Source organism: Streptomyces sp. SID3212 (assembly GCF_009865405.1).
GTDB lineage: Bacteria > Actinomycetota > Actinomycetes > Streptomycetales > Streptomycetaceae > Streptomyces.
The window spans coordinates 1-18,037 of record NZ_WWJY01000107.1 but is presented as its reverse complement, the minus strand read 5'-3'; the positions used below and the strand labels follow the sequence as shown (position 1 = coordinate 18,037).

The window sequence follows — 18,037 nt, the reverse complement described above, 5'->3', positions numbered from 1 at the left end:
CCGATGTTGGACTTGAGTGAGCCGAGGTACAGGGGCCGGCCCTTGGGGCGGTTGCGTCCGTAGGTCGCCAGCAGGGCCTGTGCTTCGATCGGATCGCCCAGCCGTGTCCCGGTACCGTGCGCCTCCACCACGTCCACGTCGGCCTCGGACAGTCCGCCGTCCGCGAGCGCCGCACGGATCACCCGCTCCTGGGACGGGCCGTTCGGTGCCGTGAGCCCGTTCGACGCGCCATCCTGATTCACCGCCGAACCACGCACCACGGCCAACACCTCGTGACCGTTCCGCAGGGCGTCCGAAAGCCGCTCCACCAGCAGCAGCCCCACCCCCTCCGACCACGCCGTACCATCCGCACCCGCACCGAACGACTTGATCCGACCATCAGGAGCCAGACCGCGGAGTCGGGAGAACTCGACAAAGGCGACCGGTGTCGACATCACGGTCGCACCGCCGGCGAGGGCCAGATCACACTCCCCGCGACGCAGTGCGTTCGCCGCCAGGTGCAGCGCCACGAGCGAGGACGAACACGCCGTGTCGACCGTGACCGCAGGGCCCTCCAGCCCGTACGTGTAGGAGAGCCGGCCTGAGGCGATGCTCCCGGCACTGCCGCTGAACAGGTAGCCCTCGGCCTTCTCGGCGGGGAGGCCCGGCCGGGAGCCGTAGTCGTTGTACATGATCCCGGTGAACACACCGGTACGGCTGCCCCGGAGCGCCTTCGGATCGAGGCCGATCCGTTCGAAGGCCTCCCACGCGGTCTGCAACAGCAGCCGCTGCTGCGGGTCGGCGGTCAGGGCCTCGCGCGGGGACATGTCGAAGAACGCCGCGTCGAAGAGGTCGGCCTCGTGGAGGAAGCCTCCCTCCCGGCTGTAACTGGTTCCCGGATGCTCCGGATTCGGATCGTAGAGGCCGTCTACATCCCAACCGCGGTTGTCGGGAAAGGGGGTGACGGCGTCGGCCCCGTCGGTCACCAGCCGCCACAAGTCCTCCGGCGACGCCACCCCTCCGGGGAAACGGCAGGCCATCGAGACGATCGCGACAGGCTCGTGCTGCCTGCCCTCGACCTCCTGAAGCCGACTGCGCGCGTCGCGGGCGTCCGCGATGGCTCGCTTCAGGTAGTCGCGGAGTTGCTCCTCGCCGGCCATGGTGCTCAGCTCCCCTGGGTAAGTGTTCGCGGGCCAGTGACGTGGACGGACACGATTTGCGCGGCCGGTCTCCACCGCATTGCGCCGTCCCCGCATATCCGAGTGATTGCGCAAATGCCAGCGCGAGTGCTTGATCGTAACGACGGCAGGACCACGCCGTGGTAATCGAACGGTGTCCCTGTCGTGGTGTTCACTGTATTACTTTGCGATGAGCACCTGGTTGTTCCGCTCTCGTTACTCTCCTGCTGAGCCCGCCGGGCTGACCGATCGGCTGTTCTGCCCGCAGGAACAGGAAAGGAAGATCTCCCATCATGACGCAACTCACCACTGACGTCGAAAAGCACACCGCGCTCTACGTCGAGGCTTTCAACGCCGGCGACGCGGAAGCGGTCAACGCGATGTACACGAAGGAAGCCGTGGCTGTCTGGGAGCCGGGGGTCCCGCTCACCGGACAGGCTCGCATCGACGCGGTCAAGGAATTCCTCGCGAACAAGCCGAAAATGACGGCCGTGGTGCGGCAGTCGTTCGTCACCGGTGACACCGCCCTGCTGATCGTGGACTGGAAGATCGACACCACGGACGCCGGCGGAGAGCCCGAACACCTGACGGGCGTCGGCGTCGACGTGCTGCGCCTCGGGACGGACGGCCAATGGCGTTACGCCATCGACGACCCGTACGGCGAGAAGTGAACTGAGCGAGAACCAGTAGGGGCGAACGTGCGGCACAGGCGCGGCGCGTTCGCGTGAAACAGGCGCCGGCAGCCGTCAGCGGGCGAGGAAGTACGCCGCTGAGGACGCCGGTGTTCACCGTGATCAGTGAACAAGGAAGCTGGGGTCTTCTCTCCATGGGTATCACCGTCGACATCGATTTCGACAATCCGGACCTGACCGACGACACCAACCAGCAGAACGAGATTTTCCTTCAGGTGTTCAACTCGGGTGACGGCGAATTGTTCGACAAGCTCTACCTCGCCGACTCGATATCCAACTTTTCGGGCGAGCCGCTGACCGGCGCGGCACGTCTGGGTTTCTTCAAGGAATTCCTGTCGACGAAGCCTGTACTCGAGGCGGAGGTGACCCACTCCTACGTGGCAGGTGACGTGGCCCTGATCGGCGTCCGGTTCAGCATCGACGGCACGGGCGCCGACGGTGAGCCCATGCACCTGGAGGGGAGCTGCACCGACGTTCTGCGCCGAGGTGAGGACGGACGCTGGCTCATGTCCATCGACCGGCCGGTCGCGGGCAGCCTGCTGCCCGACTAGGCCGCGCCCCCTCGCAGGCCCGCGCTCCCGCCGCCGACGCGGATCGGCCCCTGCGCCGGAACCGGCCGCACCTTCTGGCGTCAGGGGGATTCTCCGGTTCCGGCGCTGATGAACCGGCCGTTGCCGAGGAATGGACGGGCGGTTGCCCGCTGTCCCTATCGTGGCACACGTCCCAAATGACCGCAGATACGTAATGCAGACGAACGAACCACTCCGGAGAAGACATGGCCTTGCGCGACGCCGAAACCCAGAACGTTCTCGACGCGGTCAGGGAAGTTGTTCCCACGCTGCGCACGAACGGCCTGGAAACCGAGAAACAACGCTGGCTCCTCGACGAGAACATCGAACTACTGGAGAAGTCCGGGGTGTTCGGTATCGCGGTACCCGAGCGCTTCGGCGGCCTTGACCTCTCCGTGGAACAGCAGGCGCTGATCCTGGCGGAGATCTCCCGCGGCTGCGGCTCGACCGGCTGGGTCTCGATGGTGTGGGTGTCCACCGCCTGGATCGCCACCTTGTATCCCGACCGTGCGCAGGAGGAGGTCTTCGCGGGCGGCTCCGTGCGTATCTCCGGCGGGTTCACCCCGTCCGGCACCCTCGTCGCCGCCGAGGGCGGTTACGTCCTCAACGGCACATGGCGCTTCAACACCGGGGTGCCCGGGGCACGCTGGAACGTCCACGCCGCACTCATCGAGCGGCCCGACGGGACACAGGAAGAACTCTTCGCGCTCGTCCCGACCGAGGACATCACGGTCGCTGACGACTGGGACGTCTTCGGCGCCTCGGGCACGGGCAGCGCCACCTCCACGGCGAAGGATGTGTTCGTCCCCGCCCACCGCGTGGTGGACGCCTCGGTGTTCGACGCCTCCACCCGCGATCGCTGGAACGCCGATCTCAAGGGTCGCAACTACAACCTCACCAGCTACATCCTGGCGACGTGCGCCCCGGTCTACCTCGGGATCGCCAAGGCCGCCCTGGAGCTCTTCGTCGAGCGGCTTCCCGGCAAGGGCATCACCTACACCTCGTGGACCGAGCAGAGCCAACACCCGTACACGCAGATCCAGCTGAGCCGGGCGGCGAACAAGATAGCGGCTTGCGAGGCGCTCTCCCGCGAGTGGCTCACGGTCATCCAGAAGCGCGCCGACCTCGGCGAGAAGCTGTCGGTCCCGGAGAAGGCGACCATCCGCGGCCAGGTCGGCTACGTCGTACAGACCACGAAGGAGGCCGTGGAGGCGCTCTACGAGATCAGCTCCGCGTCGACCATCGCGCGCAGCAACCACTTCCAGCGGGCCTTCCGTGACATCGCCGCCCTCTCGCTGCACGGCCTGCTGACACCGGTCGGCTGCTTGGAGGTTCACGGCCGCGTGATGCTGGGTCTGGAGCCGGACACCGACTACATCTGACTCGCCGCGCACCGCGCCTAGGAGGTTTCGTCATGCCCACTGCTGGTCACGCGCCCAAGCTGTTCGACTCGCCCTACTACCAGGACCCCTATTCGGTGTACGACTGGCTCCGGGAGCACGATCCCGTCCACCGGTTCCGGTTCCCTGTCGGCGACGTTCCGATGGTCTTTCTCTCTCGCTACGACGACATCAAAGGGGTCCTCAGCGACCAGCGGTTCAGTAATGACGGAGAGGTCTGGGGAAGCGAGGCCTTCAAGAAGTCGGGCATGATCTTCGGTGCGGGGACCCTGATCGGCCGCATCCTGACCGTGCTCGACCCGCCGGACCACACGCGGGTGCGCAAACTGGCCATGGGCGCCTTCACACCGCGCCGCGCGGCAAGCTGGAAAGAGCCGGTCGAGCGGATCGTCAACGAAGCGCTCGACCGGCTCGCGAAGTCCGAACACCCCGATGTGATGGATTTCGCCAGCCGGATTCCCGCCGATGTCACCGGTGAGATCCTCGGCTTCCCGCTCGAACGATTCGGCGAGATGCTCCACGCGATCGAGCGGGCCTTCCACGCGGACCCGACCAATCCCAACCAGGAGGCCGAGGTCGCGGCCGCGTTCGAAGAGATAGTCATCTACGGTCGTGAACTCATCGTGGAGAAGCGCCGCAATCCGAGCGACGACCTGACGTCCGTCTTCATCCAGGCACGGGACGGCGAGGACCGGCTCACGGAAGACGAACTGGTCTCCATGATCGCATTGATGATCATGGCCGGCATCGACACCACCAGGAACCTGATCGGCTCCTCCGTCCTCGCTCTCCTGGACCACCCGGACCAGCGTCGGCTGCTGGTGGAGCGTCCGGAACTCACGCCCAGCGCGGTCGAGGAGTTCCTGCGCTACGACGGGGCATTCTGCGTCGGCCTCTTCCGCCTGGCCAAGGAGGATCTGGAGATCCGGGGCGTACCGGTCCCCGCCGGCACCCCGGTGGTCGCCGGACTCCAGGCGGGCAACTACGACCCGGAGAAGTTCGAGGATCCGCGTCGGCTGGACATCACCAGAACGGGCCGGCGTCACCTGGCACTTGGGCACGGACTGCACAACTGCATGGGAGCGGCTCTGGCGCGGCTGGAGACCGGTGCCGCGGTCCCGGCCCTGCTCAACCGGTTTCCCGACATGCGCCTCGCGGTACCCCGCGAGGAAATCCTTTTCGAGGAGAACTGGCTGCTGAGGAGTCTTCCCTCGCTGCCTGTCACTCTGTGATCCAGGTGAGCGGGGAAGGGGAGGGAAACTGATGGACAGGATTCTGGCTGTTGACAGAAGTGTGTGCGGAGGATCGGGGACGTGTGAGGCAATGCACCCGCAGCTGTTCGCGGTGGGTGACGACGGCTACGCCGTGGCGCTGAAGACGCGGCTGGTCGACCCGGCGGACATCGAGGCCGCCGACAGTGTGATCGACGTGTGTCCCACGGAGGCCATTTTGCTCACCGCCGCTCCGGGTGGTGCCGACGGGGACGGCTGAGGCCGTCAGGTGTGGACGCGTGGGTCCGCTCGGCGGGCCCGGGGAGTTTTCCCACCCTCGACCGGACCCACGCGTCCACACCTGACGGCGGACAGGACCGCCGGTTCCCCTCCGGAGCACCGACAGCGGCAGAGCGCGTGACCAACTCCGCGCCCTCTGCCGCTTCTTGGCATGCCGAGGTGCGCACCCCGCCGACCGGGAACCCGGTCGACTTGTGGAGCGCGCACCGAGGGTGGCCCGACTACTTCTTCCGCAGGAGCTCCAGCAGGCTGGAGAAGCTGTCGTTCTCGTGTCCCGCCTCGATGCCTCGGCGGAAGAGGTCGACGACGGCGCTCTGGAACGACGTGTCGACACCGGCGTCGGCGATGGTGTGCTGGACGTGCTCCACACTCGCCAGGCCCATGGCCAGCCGATCGACGTCGCCCGCGTGGTTGCCGCTGTCGATGCGGTCCGCGTAGAAGCCGAGGAAGCCGGGCATCGCCACCATGGTGTCGTTGGCGTGGGACAGGATGTCCGCGGCCTTGAGGCCGTTGGCGTCGGCGAGCGCGATCGCCTGCCAGTAGCTGACCATCGACGGCCAGAACATGGCCATGCCGATCTGGTACATCAGAGCGGCCAGACCGGCCTCTTCTCCCCGGTAGTCCGCGCTCGTCAGGACTTCGAGGGTGGCCTTGTGCTGTTCGAAGGACGCGAGCGGGCCGCTGTAGAAGGTCTTGGACTCGGAGCTGCCGATGCCCGAGGGCGGAACGGTCACGCCACCGGTGATGTGGACACCGCCGTGCTCGGCGATCCACCGCGCACCCGCACGGGTCTTCTCCGGCGTGTCGGAGCTGAGGTTGACGACGACACGGCCGGGGAGGGCGCTGACGGCCGGCTCGAGCACGGTGTACATCACGTCGTAGTCGGTCAGGCTGAGAATGACCAAGTCGTTCGCCTTGACAGCCTCTTCGACACTCGACGCCAGCACTGCGCCCTTGGCGACCAGGTCATCCGCCCGAGAAGCGGTGCGGTTCCAGAGGGTGACCTCGTGCCCCTTCTCGAGAAAGACGTTGACCATCGCCTGCCCCATGGGGCCGAGGCCGATGACGGTGACAGGCTGCTTGTTGCTCATGCTGGGAAGGCCTCCGGGATGTGAGGTGCGGAAAGTAGAACGAACGCTCCAACTGCGCTGGGATGAAACGTAACACATCTCTAGGAAGAACGCTCTACTCATTCGCTGGCTGAAGCCGCCAGGCTCTGAGGATCTCGGGGAGCGAACTCCCTGGCCCGGCGGCGCGGTTGAAGCTGCCGGGCGGAGACGCCACGATCCGGCGTGCCGGGGAGGGGGCGTTCCTTCGCGTGGCAGGCGGCGTGACCGCCGACGGGCAGTCACGGACCTAGTGAAGCGGACGCCGCTGAAATCGCGGTCAAAGAGCCCTGAAGGCGGGGGTGGGCAGTGCCGCGCGGGGCTGTCGCCGATCCGCGGCCGGCCCGGGGGACGCCTGACATGCCGGCAGGAAGGGCCCCGGGACCCGGGAAACCAGCACCGCGTTCGGTTTCTTCGTATACGAAAACGCCACCGTCGGCGCTCACCCGGCCGAACCGAGCCCCCTCGGTGCGCCCCGTGCTTCCCCTTCGCGCTCCAGAGGCGCCGGCGCGACAGTTCCGCTCCAGGCTTGCGCCCCTCACCTCGGGAAACCGTGGTGGGCGCCCTCTCGGAAGCGGTCGGGGCGCTGGGGCGCGCGGGGGCCGGACGCGCGACCCACCCCTGCTCAGAGGCCCTGTGTCGTTCCCCACTGGAAACAAATCAGTACTGCAGCAGGACGCATGACCCTGTATAAATAACCAGACGGACGTTCTTTTTAGTCTGAGGGTGTGGAGGCCCTGTTCCACCGGACCGCGGCGAGAGCTCAACACGCGTCACGGAAACCGGGAGCGGCTGTCTTACCTGAAGCTGGGGCACACGGGGGTTCTTCCATGGGGCAGGACACAGCACGACCAAGCGATACGTCAGCGGTGGAGCCGTCGCCCACCGCTCCGGGCGCACCACTCGTGAGTTCGTCCCGGCAGGGTGGGCGGCGACGGGGCGCCGGGCGGTGTGGCGGCGGTGCGCTCGCGTCGTTGAAGTGAGAGGCACCGCGCGACGCCTGAGCGCCAGGCGGCGGCCCCGGGAACAGGTGCGGGGTGCGCCGCTCCACGAGCCCGACACCGGGGGACCCGAAGCGGTCGGCGCGCGACCTGGGCCGCTTCGCACCATGGGCATCAGTACCGGAGGCCCGCCGAAACCGCCCTGACTACGTACGGAAATGTGACATTCTCCTACATTTTTTTATGCAGGCTGGGGCGTGTTCGCTCCCCAATGTTTGGCCCACACACCGAGTACCGACACGGGCGCGAATCGCGCCAGTACGGGAGCATGCGTAGTGCGGTTCAGCCTCATGGGATCCTTCGAGATCATCACCGACGGCGGTCAGGTATTCGCCCCGAAAGCGCCAAAGCTCTGTCAGATCCTCGCCGTGCTGGCGCTCCAGCCCACCCAGGCGGTGGCCACTGACACGCTCATCCGCGAGTTATGGGGGGAGAGTTCACCGGCCGGTACCCTCAAGACTCTGCAAACCCACATCTACCACGCGCGCAAGATGCTGGCTGACGCCTGTGCCAGCCTTCCGAAGCGGGAGTTGCTGGTCACTCAAGCGCCTGGGTACCGCCTCCTTGTGTCGGAGGAGGAGATCGACCTCTGCCTCTTTGAACGTCTTGTCCGCCGCGCCCAGGCGGAACTGGCCCAGGGCGCGCCCGCGCTCGCTTCCCAATCCCTGGACCAGGCCATGACACTGTGGCGCGGCCCTCTGCTCAGCAATGTGCCCACCGGCGACGTGCTGGCCGGACAGCTCGCCCATGCCGAGGAACTGAAGATCCGCGCGCTTGAGTTGCGTGTCGAGACGGAGCACCGGCGGGGCCACTACCGGGACTTCCTGCCCGAACTGCGCAAACTGGTGAACGACTACCCGTTGCACGAGTGGTTCCACGAGCAGCTCATTCGGTCCCTGCACCGTGCCGGCCGCCGCGCGGAGGCCCTCGACGCGTACCAGGACCTGCACTACGTCCTCAGGCGAGAGTTGGACCTGGAGCCTTCCAAGGAGATCCAGCGGCTTCGCGTCGACATGCTCGGCGCGAGCGCCAAGGACGCGTCCGTGCTCCAGCACGGCGGAGGCGCCCGGACCCGTACGGTCCACAGACCGTTCCGGGCATCGAGCTCGGCCATCTGATCGACTCGGAAGACGACCGTACCCTTCTGCCGCAGGGATCCCGGTCGGGGCGTGGCATCCAGGAAGTGCCGGGATGCCACGCTGCTTTCCGTTACCCGTTCTGTGCTGACGTGTGGGCCAGAGTTTCGGCCGGTGGCCCGAAGCGGCCCGTGGCGCGGGTGGGCGTCGACGGCGGCCGGGGCCGCGAGGGAAACATCGTCCTGCGAGGATCAGGCGAGGGGCGTGGCGCGGATGTCGTGGCCGTCAGCGGTCAGACAACGGCCTGTGGACAGGTCGTAGTTCCAGCCGTGCATGGCGCAGGTGAGCTTGCCGTCCTCGATCGTTCCGAACTTGGCCAGATCCGCGCCGAGGTGGGGGCAGAACTGCTGGACGCGCCAGCCGTCGATCTCGATGTCCTCGCTCTCCTCGTCGATCGAGGCGTAGTAGTTCTCGACGTAGTCGATGCGCTCTGGTGAGAGGCACTTGAGGAACACGTACAGGAACTCGTTGTACGGTCCGATCCTGCTGGCGGTGAACCGCATCGACAGGAGCAGGCTGTTGGACCAGTCGACCTCGCGCCGCGCGATGTTGGTGGCCACCAGGTCGCCGGCGACGCCCAGGGTGTAGCGGCACGGCTCCCCGTCCCACAGTCTGACCTCCCGGGCAGGGAAGTCGAGGACCACCGCGACGTCGTCCACGTCCAGCCGCACCGGGCCGCCGATCCCCGCGCAGATTTGTTCGGCCCGGGCCATCAGCGGTTCCCACCAGCCTTTCAGCTCGGCCAGCAGGCGCTCTTGTGGCAACGCGGCGGCTCTGCTGTTCCGTTCGGCGGCAAGGGTGTGTTGCTGTCTTTGGGCGAACTTCGTCAGATACTCGCGCTTGTTGTTGAAGATGTGATCGATTTCTTCGGTCGAGTAACGCTGGTTCGGCTCGCCCGCGGCTTCCCGCGGGTCCACCACCGTCCCCGGCAGCAGCAGGTGCGCCGAAACGTTCGGCCGGGCTTCCGCGAGCTGCTCCAGGAATTCCCGTTGGTCGACGAAGATGCTCTCGCCGTCCAGGCCGGTGCCGTTGGTGTCGAAGAGAGCCTCGTCGAGGAAGCACGGCGGTCCCGCGTTCGGGTACACGTGTTTCGCCTGGACCTCGTCGATGTAGCGCACCGCCCGGTCGAACTGGCCCTGGCGCTTGCGGGCCGCGAGCTTGCCCTTCGCGGTGTACGGGAGCTGGTAGACCATGGGGTACCAGATCGCGCCGGAGAACTGCGCGAAGTACGCGTCCACCTCGCCGAACTCGCGGATGGCGGGGATGGAGAGCGGGTGGGCGTCGTTCTGGTTGAGCAGCACGGTCTCACCGTCGTCGAGTGACAGTGCGGAATCGCCTATGGGACCGTCGCCGGGACCGCTCAGCGCAGTGATCATGATGCGCAGACCGTCCCGTTCGACGGGGACGGAGTTCCGGGTTCGCAGGAAGCGGCTGAATCCGAGCGCGCGCAGCTCGCTCTCCAGCTCGTCGGTGACGAAGCCCGGCAGCAGCACGGTGATGTCCTTGCGCACGTTCTGGCGCAGGTTCTCCGGGTCGAAGTGGTCCCTGTGCAGGTGGGAGACGTAGAGGTGGTCCGCCGCCTGCCCGTAGTGCGCCCAGTCCAGGTCCGTGTTGTCCGGAAACGGAAACCACGAGCCGAAGAACGCCGGGTTGACCCAGGGATCGCACAGCACCGATCCCGCGCGCGTTTCGATGAACAGTCCCGCATGTCCCAGCCCGGTTATGAGCATAAGTCCGAACTCCTCCGCGATCGATGCAGATGTGTGACATGCCGACTATGCAACCCTCCATCGGCGTGGGCACCTGCACGAGGCCGACGGTGGCGGTGCCGACGCCGGGGCATGGTCCTGGCCGACCTCATCAGGTGAATCCCGGGGGCCAAGTGGGCCAGTGCGGGACCGCACGGTCCTGGGGAGGACCCGGATGCGGCGCCTGCTGTCGCGCCGAGGCGGGCTCCCCCTGCCTCAGTCAGGTCCCCTCGGTCGGTCGTCGACGGTTGGCCGTCCGGTCACTCACGACGCGGCCGCGACGAGACGCTTCTCCCTCACGTCGGACGCAGAGGACCTTCGCCCGGTGGCGAAGACGTGGGAGGCGTAGGACAGGGCTGCACGGCGTCCGGACCGCCCTTCATGAGATTCTGTGGGATGTGAGAGCGTGCGGGGCGTGAGTCTGACGACAGAGAAGACCCTGCAATACCGCTCTGACGGGCCGGAAGACGCTCCAGTGTTGATCTTGGGGCCGTCGCTCGGCACCACCTGGCACATGTGGGACCGGCAGGTGCCCGAGCTGGCCCGGAGTTGGCGGGTGATCCGGTTCGACCTGCCGGGGCACGGGGGGGCGCCCGCGCACCCCGCCACCAGTGTTCCGGAGCTCGCGCAGCGGCTGCTGGGGACGCTCGACGCGCTCGGGGTGCAGCGTTTCGGGTACGCGGGGTGTTCCGTCGGCGGGGCCATCGGGGCCGAGCTGGCGTTGCGCCGGCCCGACCGGATCGCGTCGCTCGCCGTGGTGGCCGCCTCGCCCCGGTTCGGGACCGCCGACGAGTTCCGCCAGCGGGGGGTGATCGTCCGCGCCAACGGGCTCGACCCGATGGCCCGGACCGCGCCCGAGCGCTGGTTCACGCCCGGCTTCGCCGCCGCTCAGCCGGCCATCGTCGAGTGGGCCGTCCAGATGGTCCGTACCACCGACCCCGGCTGCTACATCGCCGCCTGCGAGGCGCTCGCCGCCTTCGACATCCGCGCCGAGCTGGGCCGTATCAGCGTCCCCACCCTGGTCCTGGTCGGTGCCGAGGACCAGGTCACCGGGCCCGCCGAGGCGCGCACCCTGGTGGCCGGCATACCGGACGCCCGGCTGGCCCTCGTGCCCGGTGCCTCGCACCTGGCGCCCGTCGAGCAGCCCGCCGCCGTCACGGACCTGCTCGTCCACCACTTCTCCACGGCCTGGTTCAACCCCTCCGACACCGCAACCGGGCTGACCGTGCTGCCCGACCGGGCCGTCGCCCCCGCCGTCTCCCCGACCGTCGGCCCGGTGGCCGAGATCGCCCCCGCCGAGCAGCCGCGGGCCGTGGGCGGCTCTCCGGGACCGGTACGGCCCGACCCGTACGAGCCGGGCATGCGGGTACGCCGTGAGGTCCTCGGCAACGCGCACGTGGACCGGGCCATGTCCGGCGCCGACGACTTCGCCGGTGACTTCCAGGAGCTGATCACGCGCTACGCCTGGGGCGAGGTATGGACCAGGGACGGCCTGGACCGCAGGACCCGCAGCGCGGTGACCTTGACGGCGCTCGTCGCGGGCGGGCACCTGGAGGAGCTGGCCTTCCACACCCGCGCGGCCCTGCGCAACGGCCTCACCCCGGCCGAGATCAAGGAAGTGCTGATGCAGACGGCCGTCTACTGCGGTGTTCCCGCCGCGAACTCCGCCTTCCGCGTCGCCGCGACCGTGATCCAGGAGGAGACCCGCCCCCAGGCGTAGGAGGATGGAAAGGGAAGAGGGGCGGGACGGGACGCGGGCGGGACCGGACCCGTAACGCTCAGTTCGCAGCGCTCATAGGGAGAGGTGCTCCGCGGTGAAGCTCACCAAGAAGACACATGCCTGCGTCCGGCTGGAGAAGGACGGGCGGACGCTGGTCATCGACCCCGGTATGTTCACCGAGGCGGACGCGGCGGTCGGCGCGGACGCCCTGTTCGTCACCCACGAACATCCCGACCACTTCGCGGAGGACCGGCTGCGGGCCGGACTGGAGGCCGATCCGGCCGTCGAGGTGTGGGCGCCGCGCAGCGTCGCCGACCAGATCTCCGCGGCCTTCCCCGGCCGCGTCCACACGGTCGGCCACGGCGACACCTTCACGGCGGCCGGCTTCGACGTCCGGGTCCACGGCGAACTGCACGCCGTGATCCACCCCGACCTCCCGCGCGTCACGAACGTCGGCTATCTCGTGGACGGCTCCCTCTTCCACCCGGGCGACGCGCTGACCGTGCCCGACCAGCCCGTCGACACCCTGCTGCTGCCCCTCCACGCGCCCTGGAGCAAGGCGTCCGAGGTGATCGACTACCTCCGCGAGGTCAAGCCGGTACGCGCGTACGACATCCACGACGTGCTGCTCGCCGAGCCCGGCCTGGGGCTCTACGGGAGCCTCCTCGGATCCCTCGGCGGTACGGACCACAGCAGGCTGGCGCCGGGCGACTCGGCGGACGTCTGAGGCACCCGGGAGCGCCCTCCGGGGCCGGGGAGCCGGTGACTGTCACACCCCGCCGATAGGCTGGGGAGCATGCGCATCGCGACCTGGAACGTCAATTCGATCACTGCCCGGCTGCCCCGGCTGCTGGCCTGGCTGGAGAGCAGCGGGACGGACGTGCTGTGCGTCCAGGAGACCAAGTGCACGGAGGAGCAGTTCCCCTCCGAGCAGCTGAAGGAGCTGGGGTACGAGTCGGCGGTCCACGCGACCGGCAGGTGGAACGGGGTGGCGCTGCTCTCCCGGGTGGGCCTGGAGGACGTCGTGAAGGGCCTGCCCGGCGGGCCCGAGTACGAGGGCGTGCGGGAGCCGCGCGCCGTCTCCGCGCTGTGCGGTCCCGTGCGCCTTTGGTCGGTGTACGTGCCCAACGGCCGCGAGGTCGGCCACGACCACTTCGCGTACAAGCTGCGGTGGTTCGACGCGCTGGGCGCGGCGGTACGGGAGGACGTGGCGGGGGAGCGCCCCTTCGCCGTGCTCGGTGACTTCAACGTGGCCCCGACCGACGACGACGTCTGGGACCGGTCGTTGTTCGACGGCGCCACCCACGTCACCCCGGAGGAGCGGGCCGCGCTCGCCGCGCTGCTGGCCGAGGGGCTGACGGACGTGGTGCCCCGCCCGCTCAAGTACGACCGTCCGTTCACCTACTGGGACTACCGCGAGTTGGGCTTCCCCAAGAACCGGGGCATGCGGATCGACCTGGTGTACGGGAACGGGCCGTTCGCCACGGCGGTCAAGGACAGTTACGTCGACCGTGAGGCACGCAAGGGCAAGGGCGCCTCGGACCACGCCCCGGTCGTGGTGGACCTCGACCTCTGAGCGACCATCCGGTGAGCAACCATTCGGCTCTGAGCAACCATCCGGCTCCGGGCGCGGTCTCACCGTGCGGGACCACCCCGGCGCCCGGCCGCGCGCCCTATGGTGACCCGGCCGGGGGAATGGCAGGCTGAGCAGTATGAACATCCCTTTCTTGGACAACTGGCGCAAGCGGCGGGGCGACACCCCCGGTCTGTTGCCCGCCTCCGCCGCCGGGGAGTCGGCCGGCGTTGCCGAGCTGCTCGCCGAATGCGAGCTGCTGCGCGTCCGGGCAGGGCAGAGCGGGCTCGAACTGGACGACTCCCCGGCGTCGTTGGAGGCGCTCGACCAGCTGCCGCCGCGCTGGCGCGACGACCCGGAGGAGCTGCCCTGGCTGGGCAACGACGCGGGCCTCTACCTGGGCACGGTCATCGTCCGTACGATCCCCGGCGCCGTCTGGAACATCTGGCCCGACGGCCACCCCGTCGTACGGCTCGCGTCCGGCCGGGAGATCCGGGTCGTGGAGGCGGGCGTCGAGTGGGCCGGCACGGGCGCGCCTGAACTGTCCCAGGTGTACGCGGAGGCCCAGGAGGTCTGAGGCGCCGACGGGGCCGGGGCCGGGGGAGAACCCGGCGCGCCGACAGGGCCTGGACCGGGGCGAGAGCCCGGCGCCAGGGGCTGCCCCCGCGGGACTGCCCGTGCGCGTACACCCGTACCGACGCCCCTGTGCAGTAAATACGGCTTATGCCCGATTTTAGCGTGTCGGCCGTGAAGTCCCTTGTCCGGCTGGATAGTTTGCGCTGACCTCGACCGGTCGAGAGGGGGTGAGTGCGGACCGTGATGCCCGGCAGAACGCCGCGTACGGCGCGCACGTCCACGGCTGCGGCGCTCGTCCTGCTCGCCGCCGCGCTCGGCGCGGGCTGCGGCAAGGACGGCAGCCCGCCGGTGAAGGGACCCCGGGTGGAGGCCCTGCCCCGGTACGCCGTGGACGCCGCCTTCCGGCTCCCCGACTCGGCCACCTGGAAGAAGGCGAAGCGGCGCGGCCATCTGGTCGTGGGGGCCAAGGAGGACCAGCCGTACCTGGGCGAGAAGGACCCGGCCACCGGCGTCTACTCCGGCTTCGACATCGAGATCGCCCGGATGATGTCCGCCTCCCTCGGCTTCGCCCCACGGACCGTCAGCTTCCGTACGATCGCCTCGGCCAACCGCGAAACCGCCCTCCAGAACGGGCAGATCGACTACTACGTCGGCACCTACACCATCAACGACAAGCGCAAGAAGCTCGTCGGCTTCGCGGGCCCGTACTACCTCGCGGGCCAGTCCCTGCTCGTCGGCGCGGACGAGAAGGACATCAAGGGCCCCCGGGACCTGGCGGGCAAGCGGGTCTGCTCGGCCGCCGGGTCCACCCCGTACCAGCGCATCCGGCGGGACCACCCGCGCGCGGAACTCGTCGCGTACGACGCCTACTCCGTCTGTGTGGACAATCTGCTGACCTTCCAGGTGGACGCCGTCACCACCGACGACACCATCCTCCAGGGCTTCGCGGCCAAGGTCCCCGACGAGCTCAAGGTGGTCGGTGAGACCTTCTCCGAGGAGCCGTACGGCATCGGTGTCCCGCGCGGCGACCACGCCCTGCGCCTGGCGCTCGACGACGCCGTCGAGGCCCACCGGGACAACGGCGACTGGCGGAAGGCGTACGACGCCACCCTGGGTCTCTCCGGCCGCCCCGCCACCTCCGCCCCGCCCGTCGACCGCTACCCGGCGAGCTGAGGCCGGCCATGGACGTACTGACCCAGAACTTCCCGCTCTACCGCGAGGGTTTCCTCGGCACGGTCGAGCTGACGTTCTACGCGTCCCTGATCGCGCTGTCCGTGGGACTGCTCATGGCCGCCTTTCGGGTCGCTCCCGTCCGCGCCCTGCGGGCGGTCGGCGCGACCTGGGTGAACATCCTGCGCAACACCCCGCTGACCCTCCTCTTCTTCGCGGTCCTGCTGGGGCTGCCGCGCTTCGGACTGGTCCTGCCCTTCCGGCTGTTCGCGGTCCTCGCGCTCGGCTGCTACACCTCGGCCTTCATCTGCGAGGTGGTGCGCTCCGGCATCAACACCGTGCCCAAGGGCCAGGGGGAGGCCGCCCGCAGCCTCGGGATGACCTTCCCCCAGACCCTGGCGTACGTGGTGCTGCCGCAGGCGTTCCGTACGGTCATCCCGCCGGTCGGCTCCACCCTGATCGCCCTGGCGAAGAACTCCGCGATCGCGGGCGCGTTCAGCGTCACCGAGCTGCTCGGCACCTACCGGACGCTCAACGAGCGGGGGTTCAGCATCGTCTGGACCTTCGTCTGGATCGCCGTCGGCTACCTGATCATCACCCTGTCCCTCAGCGCCCTCTTCGGCGTGATGGAGAAGCGCTGGGGGATCGCCCGGTGAGCGAGTCGACGGTCCTCTACGACCTCCCGGGCCCCGGCACCCGGCGGCGGCACGGCGTGTACGCGGTGGTGTCGACCGCCGCGCTCGTGGGGGTCGTCTGCTGGCTGCTCTTCCTCCTGCTGGACTCCGGGCAGTTCACCGCCGTCAAGTGGACTCCCTTCCAGTACAAGGGGATTCAGGAACTTCTCCTGCGCGGCCTGGGCAACACCCTCAAGGCGTTCGCCCTCGCGGCCGTGCTCTCGCTGGCGCTCGGTGTGGTGCTCGCCGCCGGGCGGCTGTCCGCGCACCGGCCGGTGCGGTGGCTCGCCACCCTGCTCGTCGAATTCTTCCGGGCCATGCCCGTCCTGGTGATGATCTTCTTCATCTTCGTGGCGCTGCGGGTGCAGGCCATGCCCGCGCTGGTGGCCGGACTGACCTTCTACAACGGATCCGTGCTCGCCGAGGTGTTCCGTACCGGAGTCAACTCGGTCGAGCGCGGGCAGCGGGAGGCCGCGTACGGGCTGGGCATGCGCAAGACCCAGGTCATGAGCTACGTGCTGGTGCCGCAGGCGGCACGGGCCATGCTCCCCACGATCGTCAGCCAGTTGGTGGTCGCGCTCAAGGACACCTCGCTGGGCTATCTGATCACCTATGAGGAGTTTCTCCACGCGGGAAAGCTCATCGCGTCGAATCTCGACTACGATTTGCCGTTCATCCCTGTGGTGATGGTGATCTCGCCGATCTACATCGGGATGTGCATGCTGCTCTCCTGGTTCGCCCACCGGCTGGCCAGAAGGCAGCGGCGCAGTCCGAGAACAGAGGCCGCGGGGGTACCCCCGGCCGAACCAGGGACGCTGCTGCCGGGCGCGCAGTAGCTCAGGGGCAATGGCCCGTCCGGCAGCAGCCGGAGATCACTTCTCGTACCGTGGACCGGCGTGCGCCAACGTCCGGCCGGGGCGGGTGGAAGGTCAGCTGCGAGCCGGTCGGGTTGTGCTCGATGTGGAGCGGGCCCGCGTCGCGGAGGTAAGCGGCGGGGGTGCCGTTCCGCGGTGTCCGTCCCGTACTCGTACGCTCCCTCCCGCGTCGCGTCTCGTACGGCCCCTCCCGCGTCGTACTACGCCGCGTCCGCCCCCTGCGGGGCCTGCCGGGGCTGCTGGGCCGCCCGCGTCACGTCCGCCACCAGCTCCACCACGTCGGGGCCGTACGCCTGCGAGTTGACCACCTTCAGCAGCAGGCAGAACGAGCCGCCGCCGTACTTGCGCGCCAGCTTCTCGTGGTGGCGGGCCAGATAGCGGGAGGCCGCCTGGTTGGTGATCGCCCGCTGCCCGCAGAACAGGAAGACCGGGCGCGCCTCCTCGCCGGCGGTGAGGCGCGCGAGCAGGACGTACTCGGCGACCCCCGGCTCCGCCGCGTACCGCTCGGAACCGATCTCGTACGCCCCGCGGTCCGGTCCCGGCTCCGACTGGGTGTTGATCGTCACACCGGGCAGCAGGGTCTGGAGGTGAGCCGTCATCCGGCGGTTCGAGGCCGGCCCGCCGAGGCAGAACTCCGTGCGCTCACCGAAGCCTTGCTGGGTGGCGTCGTGCTGGACGATCCTCGCGTGCGCGCCGCAGTCCTTGATGAGGGCGGACAACTCCAGCAGGGCGAAGACGTCGTAGCGGTGGACCGCGCCGTCGCCGCCCGCCTCCCGGTTGACCACGAGCAGGCACTCGGAGTGCCCGGGGAGCCCGAAGAAGGCCTGCTTGCGGCGCAGCGCGCGCCGCCAGAGATAGGTGCGGAAGATCCACCCGAGAGAAGCGGTGACCCCCGCGGCGACCACGCCCAGCACGATGTTGCGTACGTCGTCCGTCATGGGCGCGCATGCTAGCGGGGGCGGGCCGCCGCCGCACCACTGTTCGAGACGGTCCTGGCGGGCGGGTTGCGGTGAAGTTACAGTGCGCGGACGGTTCCTGACTGGAGGTACGGATGCATCGCTCCGCTGTGCGGAATGTGTCGGCCGTGGCCGTCGCCGCGGCCATGCTCGCCGTGGGCGCCGCCGCGCCG

General features: G+C 68.8%; 17 protein-coding genes. 13 read left to right on the top strand and 4 right to left on the bottom strand.

Going from position 1 to position 18,037, the window contains the following annotated elements:
• Positions 1–1,139, bottom strand: a 1,139-nt coding sequence (locus GT042_RS03170) for a beta-ketoacyl synthase N-terminal-like domain-containing protein (RefSeq protein WP_202532287.1), incomplete at its 3' end; no start/stop codon positions are given.
• A 311-nt stretch (positions 1,140–1,450) separates the two neighbouring features.
• On the opposite strand from GT042_RS03170, the gene GT042_RS03165 reads away from it, so the two are divergent.
• From GT042_RS03165 to GT042_RS03145, 5 genes are all read left to right on the top strand, one after another.
• Complete coding sequence (locus tag GT042_RS03165) at positions 1,451–1,828, top strand: SgcJ/EcaC family oxidoreductase (protein WP_161307166.1); 378 nt, start codon at positions 1,451–1,453, stop codon at positions 1,826–1,828.
• 110 nt (positions 1,829–1,938) lie between these two features.
• A complete protein-coding gene (locus GT042_RS03160; RefSeq protein WP_345943665.1) occupies positions 1,939–2,400 on the top strand; it encodes a nuclear transport factor 2 family protein in 462 nt (153 codons plus the stop codon).
• A 224-nt stretch (positions 2,401–2,624) separates the two neighbouring features.
• Complete coding sequence (locus tag GT042_RS03155) at positions 2,625–3,800, top strand: acyl-CoA dehydrogenase family protein (RefSeq protein WP_161307165.1); 1,176 nt, start codon at positions 2,625–2,627, stop codon at positions 3,798–3,800.
• Positions 3,801–3,832: 32 nt separating this feature from the next.
• Positions 3,833–5,050, top strand: a complete 1,218-nt coding sequence (locus tag GT042_RS03150) for a cytochrome P450 (protein ID WP_161307164.1) — start codon at positions 3,833–3,835, stop codon at positions 5,048–5,050.
• A 31-nt stretch (positions 5,051–5,081) separates the two neighbouring features.
• Positions 5,082–5,309, top strand: coding sequence for a ferredoxin (locus GT042_RS03145; RefSeq protein WP_161307163.1), 228 nt, complete (start codon positions 5,082–5,084; stop codon positions 5,307–5,309).
• 241 nt (positions 5,310–5,550) lie between these two features.
• Here GT042_RS03145 and GT042_RS03140 read toward each other — a convergent pair whose 3' ends face one another.
• A complete protein-coding gene (locus GT042_RS03140; RefSeq protein ID WP_161307162.1) occupies positions 5,551–6,420 on the bottom strand; it encodes an NAD(P)-binding domain-containing protein in 870 nt (289 codons plus the stop codon).
• 1,306 nt (positions 6,421–7,726) lie between these two features.
• Here GT042_RS03140 and GT042_RS03135 point away from each other — a divergent pair.
• Positions 7,727–8,554 carry an AfsR/SARP family transcriptional regulator gene (locus GT042_RS03135; RefSeq protein WP_202532286.1) on the top strand — a complete coding sequence of 276 codons (828 nt, stop codon included), beginning with the start codon at positions 7,727–7,729 and terminating at the stop codon, positions 8,552–8,554.
• Positions 8,555–8,763: 209 nt separating this feature from the next.
• On the opposite strand, the gene GT042_RS03130 is transcribed toward GT042_RS03135, so the two are convergent.
• Positions 8,764–10,302 (bottom strand): Rieske 2Fe-2S domain-containing protein, encoded by a 1,539-nt coding sequence (locus tag GT042_RS03130; protein ID WP_161307160.1) that lies wholly within the window; start codon positions 10,300–10,302, stop codon positions 8,764–8,766.
• A gap of 433 nt (positions 10,303–10,735) precedes the next feature.
• Here GT042_RS03130 and pcaC point away from each other — a divergent pair, with 433 nt between their 5' ends.
• From pcaC to GT042_RS03095, 7 genes are all read left to right on the top strand, one after another.
• Positions 10,736–12,040: a 4-carboxymuconolactone decarboxylase gene (gene pcaC / locus GT042_RS03125; protein ID WP_161307159.1), complete on the top strand. Its 1,305-nt coding sequence runs from the start codon at positions 10,736–10,738 to the stop codon at positions 12,038–12,040.
• Between the two features lie 94 nt (positions 12,041–12,134).
• Positions 12,135–12,767 carry an MBL fold metallo-hydrolase gene (locus GT042_RS03120; protein ID WP_161307158.1) on the top strand — a complete coding sequence of 211 codons (633 nt, stop codon included), beginning with the start codon at positions 12,135–12,137 and terminating at the stop codon, positions 12,765–12,767.
• A gap of 69 nt (positions 12,768–12,836) precedes the next feature.
• Positions 12,837–13,616 carry an exodeoxyribonuclease III gene (locus GT042_RS03115; RefSeq protein ID WP_161307157.1) on the top strand — a complete coding sequence of 260 codons (780 nt, stop codon included), beginning with the start codon at positions 12,837–12,839 and terminating at the stop codon, positions 13,614–13,616.
• 136 nt (positions 13,617–13,752) lie between these two features.
• The gene (locus GT042_RS03110) at positions 13,753–14,190 is read left to right on the top strand and encodes a DUF6278 family protein (protein ID WP_161307156.1); all 438 of its coding nucleotides are present in this window, start codon (positions 13,753–13,755) and stop codon (positions 14,188–14,190) included.
• Between the two features lie 242 nt (positions 14,191–14,432).
• A complete protein-coding gene (locus GT042_RS03105; protein WP_161307155.1) occupies positions 14,433–15,362 on the top strand; it encodes a glutamate ABC transporter substrate-binding protein in 930 nt (309 codons plus the stop codon).
• Between the two features lie 8 nt (positions 15,363–15,370).
• On the top strand, positions 15,371–16,015 hold the full coding sequence (locus GT042_RS03100; RefSeq protein WP_161307154.1) for an amino acid ABC transporter permease: 645 nt from the start codon (positions 15,371–15,373) through the stop codon (positions 16,013–16,015).
• Positions 16,012–16,869 carry an amino acid ABC transporter permease gene (locus GT042_RS03095; RefSeq protein WP_161307153.1) on the top strand — a complete coding sequence of 286 codons (858 nt, stop codon included), beginning with the start codon at positions 16,012–16,014 and terminating at the stop codon, positions 16,867–16,869. The genes GT042_RS03100 and GT042_RS03095 overlap by 4 nt, the downstream gene beginning before the upstream one ends.
• 239 nt (positions 16,870–17,108) lie before the next feature.
• Here GT042_RS03095 and GT042_RS03090 read toward each other — a convergent pair whose 3' ends face one another.
• Positions 17,109–17,846 carry a hypothetical protein gene (locus tag GT042_RS03090; RefSeq protein WP_161307152.1) on the bottom strand — a complete coding sequence of 246 codons (738 nt, stop codon included), beginning with the start codon at positions 17,844–17,846 and terminating at the stop codon, positions 17,109–17,111.
• Between the last annotated feature and the right edge of the window lie 191 nt (positions 17,847–18,037).

Coding starts and splice junctions, on each gene's coding strand:
- GT042_RS03165 (WP_161307166.1), top strand. CDS start 1,451: ATGACGCAACTCACCACTGACGTCGAAAAGCACACCGCGCTCTACGTC.
- GT042_RS03155 (WP_161307165.1), top strand. CDS start 2,625: ATGGCCTTGCGCGACGCCGAAACCCAGAACGTTCTCGACGCGGTCAGG.
- GT042_RS03150 (WP_161307164.1), top strand. CDS start 3,833: ATGCCCACTGCTGGTCACGCGCCCAAGCTGTTCGACTCGCCCTACTAC.
- GT042_RS03145 (WP_161307163.1), top strand. CDS start 5,082: ATGGACAGGATTCTGGCTGTTGACAGAAGTGTGTGCGGAGGATCGGGG.
- GT042_RS03140 (WP_161307162.1), bottom strand. CDS start 6,420: ATGAGCAACAAGCAGCCTGTCACCGTCATCGGCCTCGGCCCCATGGGG.
- GT042_RS03135 (WP_202532286.1), top strand. CDS start 7,727: ATGGGATCCTTCGAGATCATCACCGACGGCGGTCAGGTATTCGCCCCG.
- GT042_RS03130 (WP_161307160.1), bottom strand. CDS start 10,302: ATGCTCATAACCGGGCTGGGACATGCGGGACTGTTCATCGAAACGCGC.
- GT042_RS03115 (WP_161307157.1), top strand. CDS start 12,837: ATGCGCATCGCGACCTGGAACGTCAATTCGATCACTGCCCGGCTGCCC.
- GT042_RS03110 (WP_161307156.1), top strand. CDS start 13,753: ATGAACATCCCTTTCTTGGACAACTGGCGCAAGCGGCGGGGCGACACC.
- GT042_RS03105 (WP_161307155.1), top strand. CDS start 14,433: ATGCCCGGCAGAACGCCGCGTACGGCGCGCACGTCCACGGCTGCGGCG.
- GT042_RS03100 (WP_161307154.1), top strand. CDS start 15,371: ATGGACGTACTGACCCAGAACTTCCCGCTCTACCGCGAGGGTTTCCTC.
- GT042_RS03090 (WP_161307152.1), bottom strand. CDS start 17,846: ATGACGGACGACGTACGCAACATCGTGCTGGGCGTGGTCGCCGCGGGG.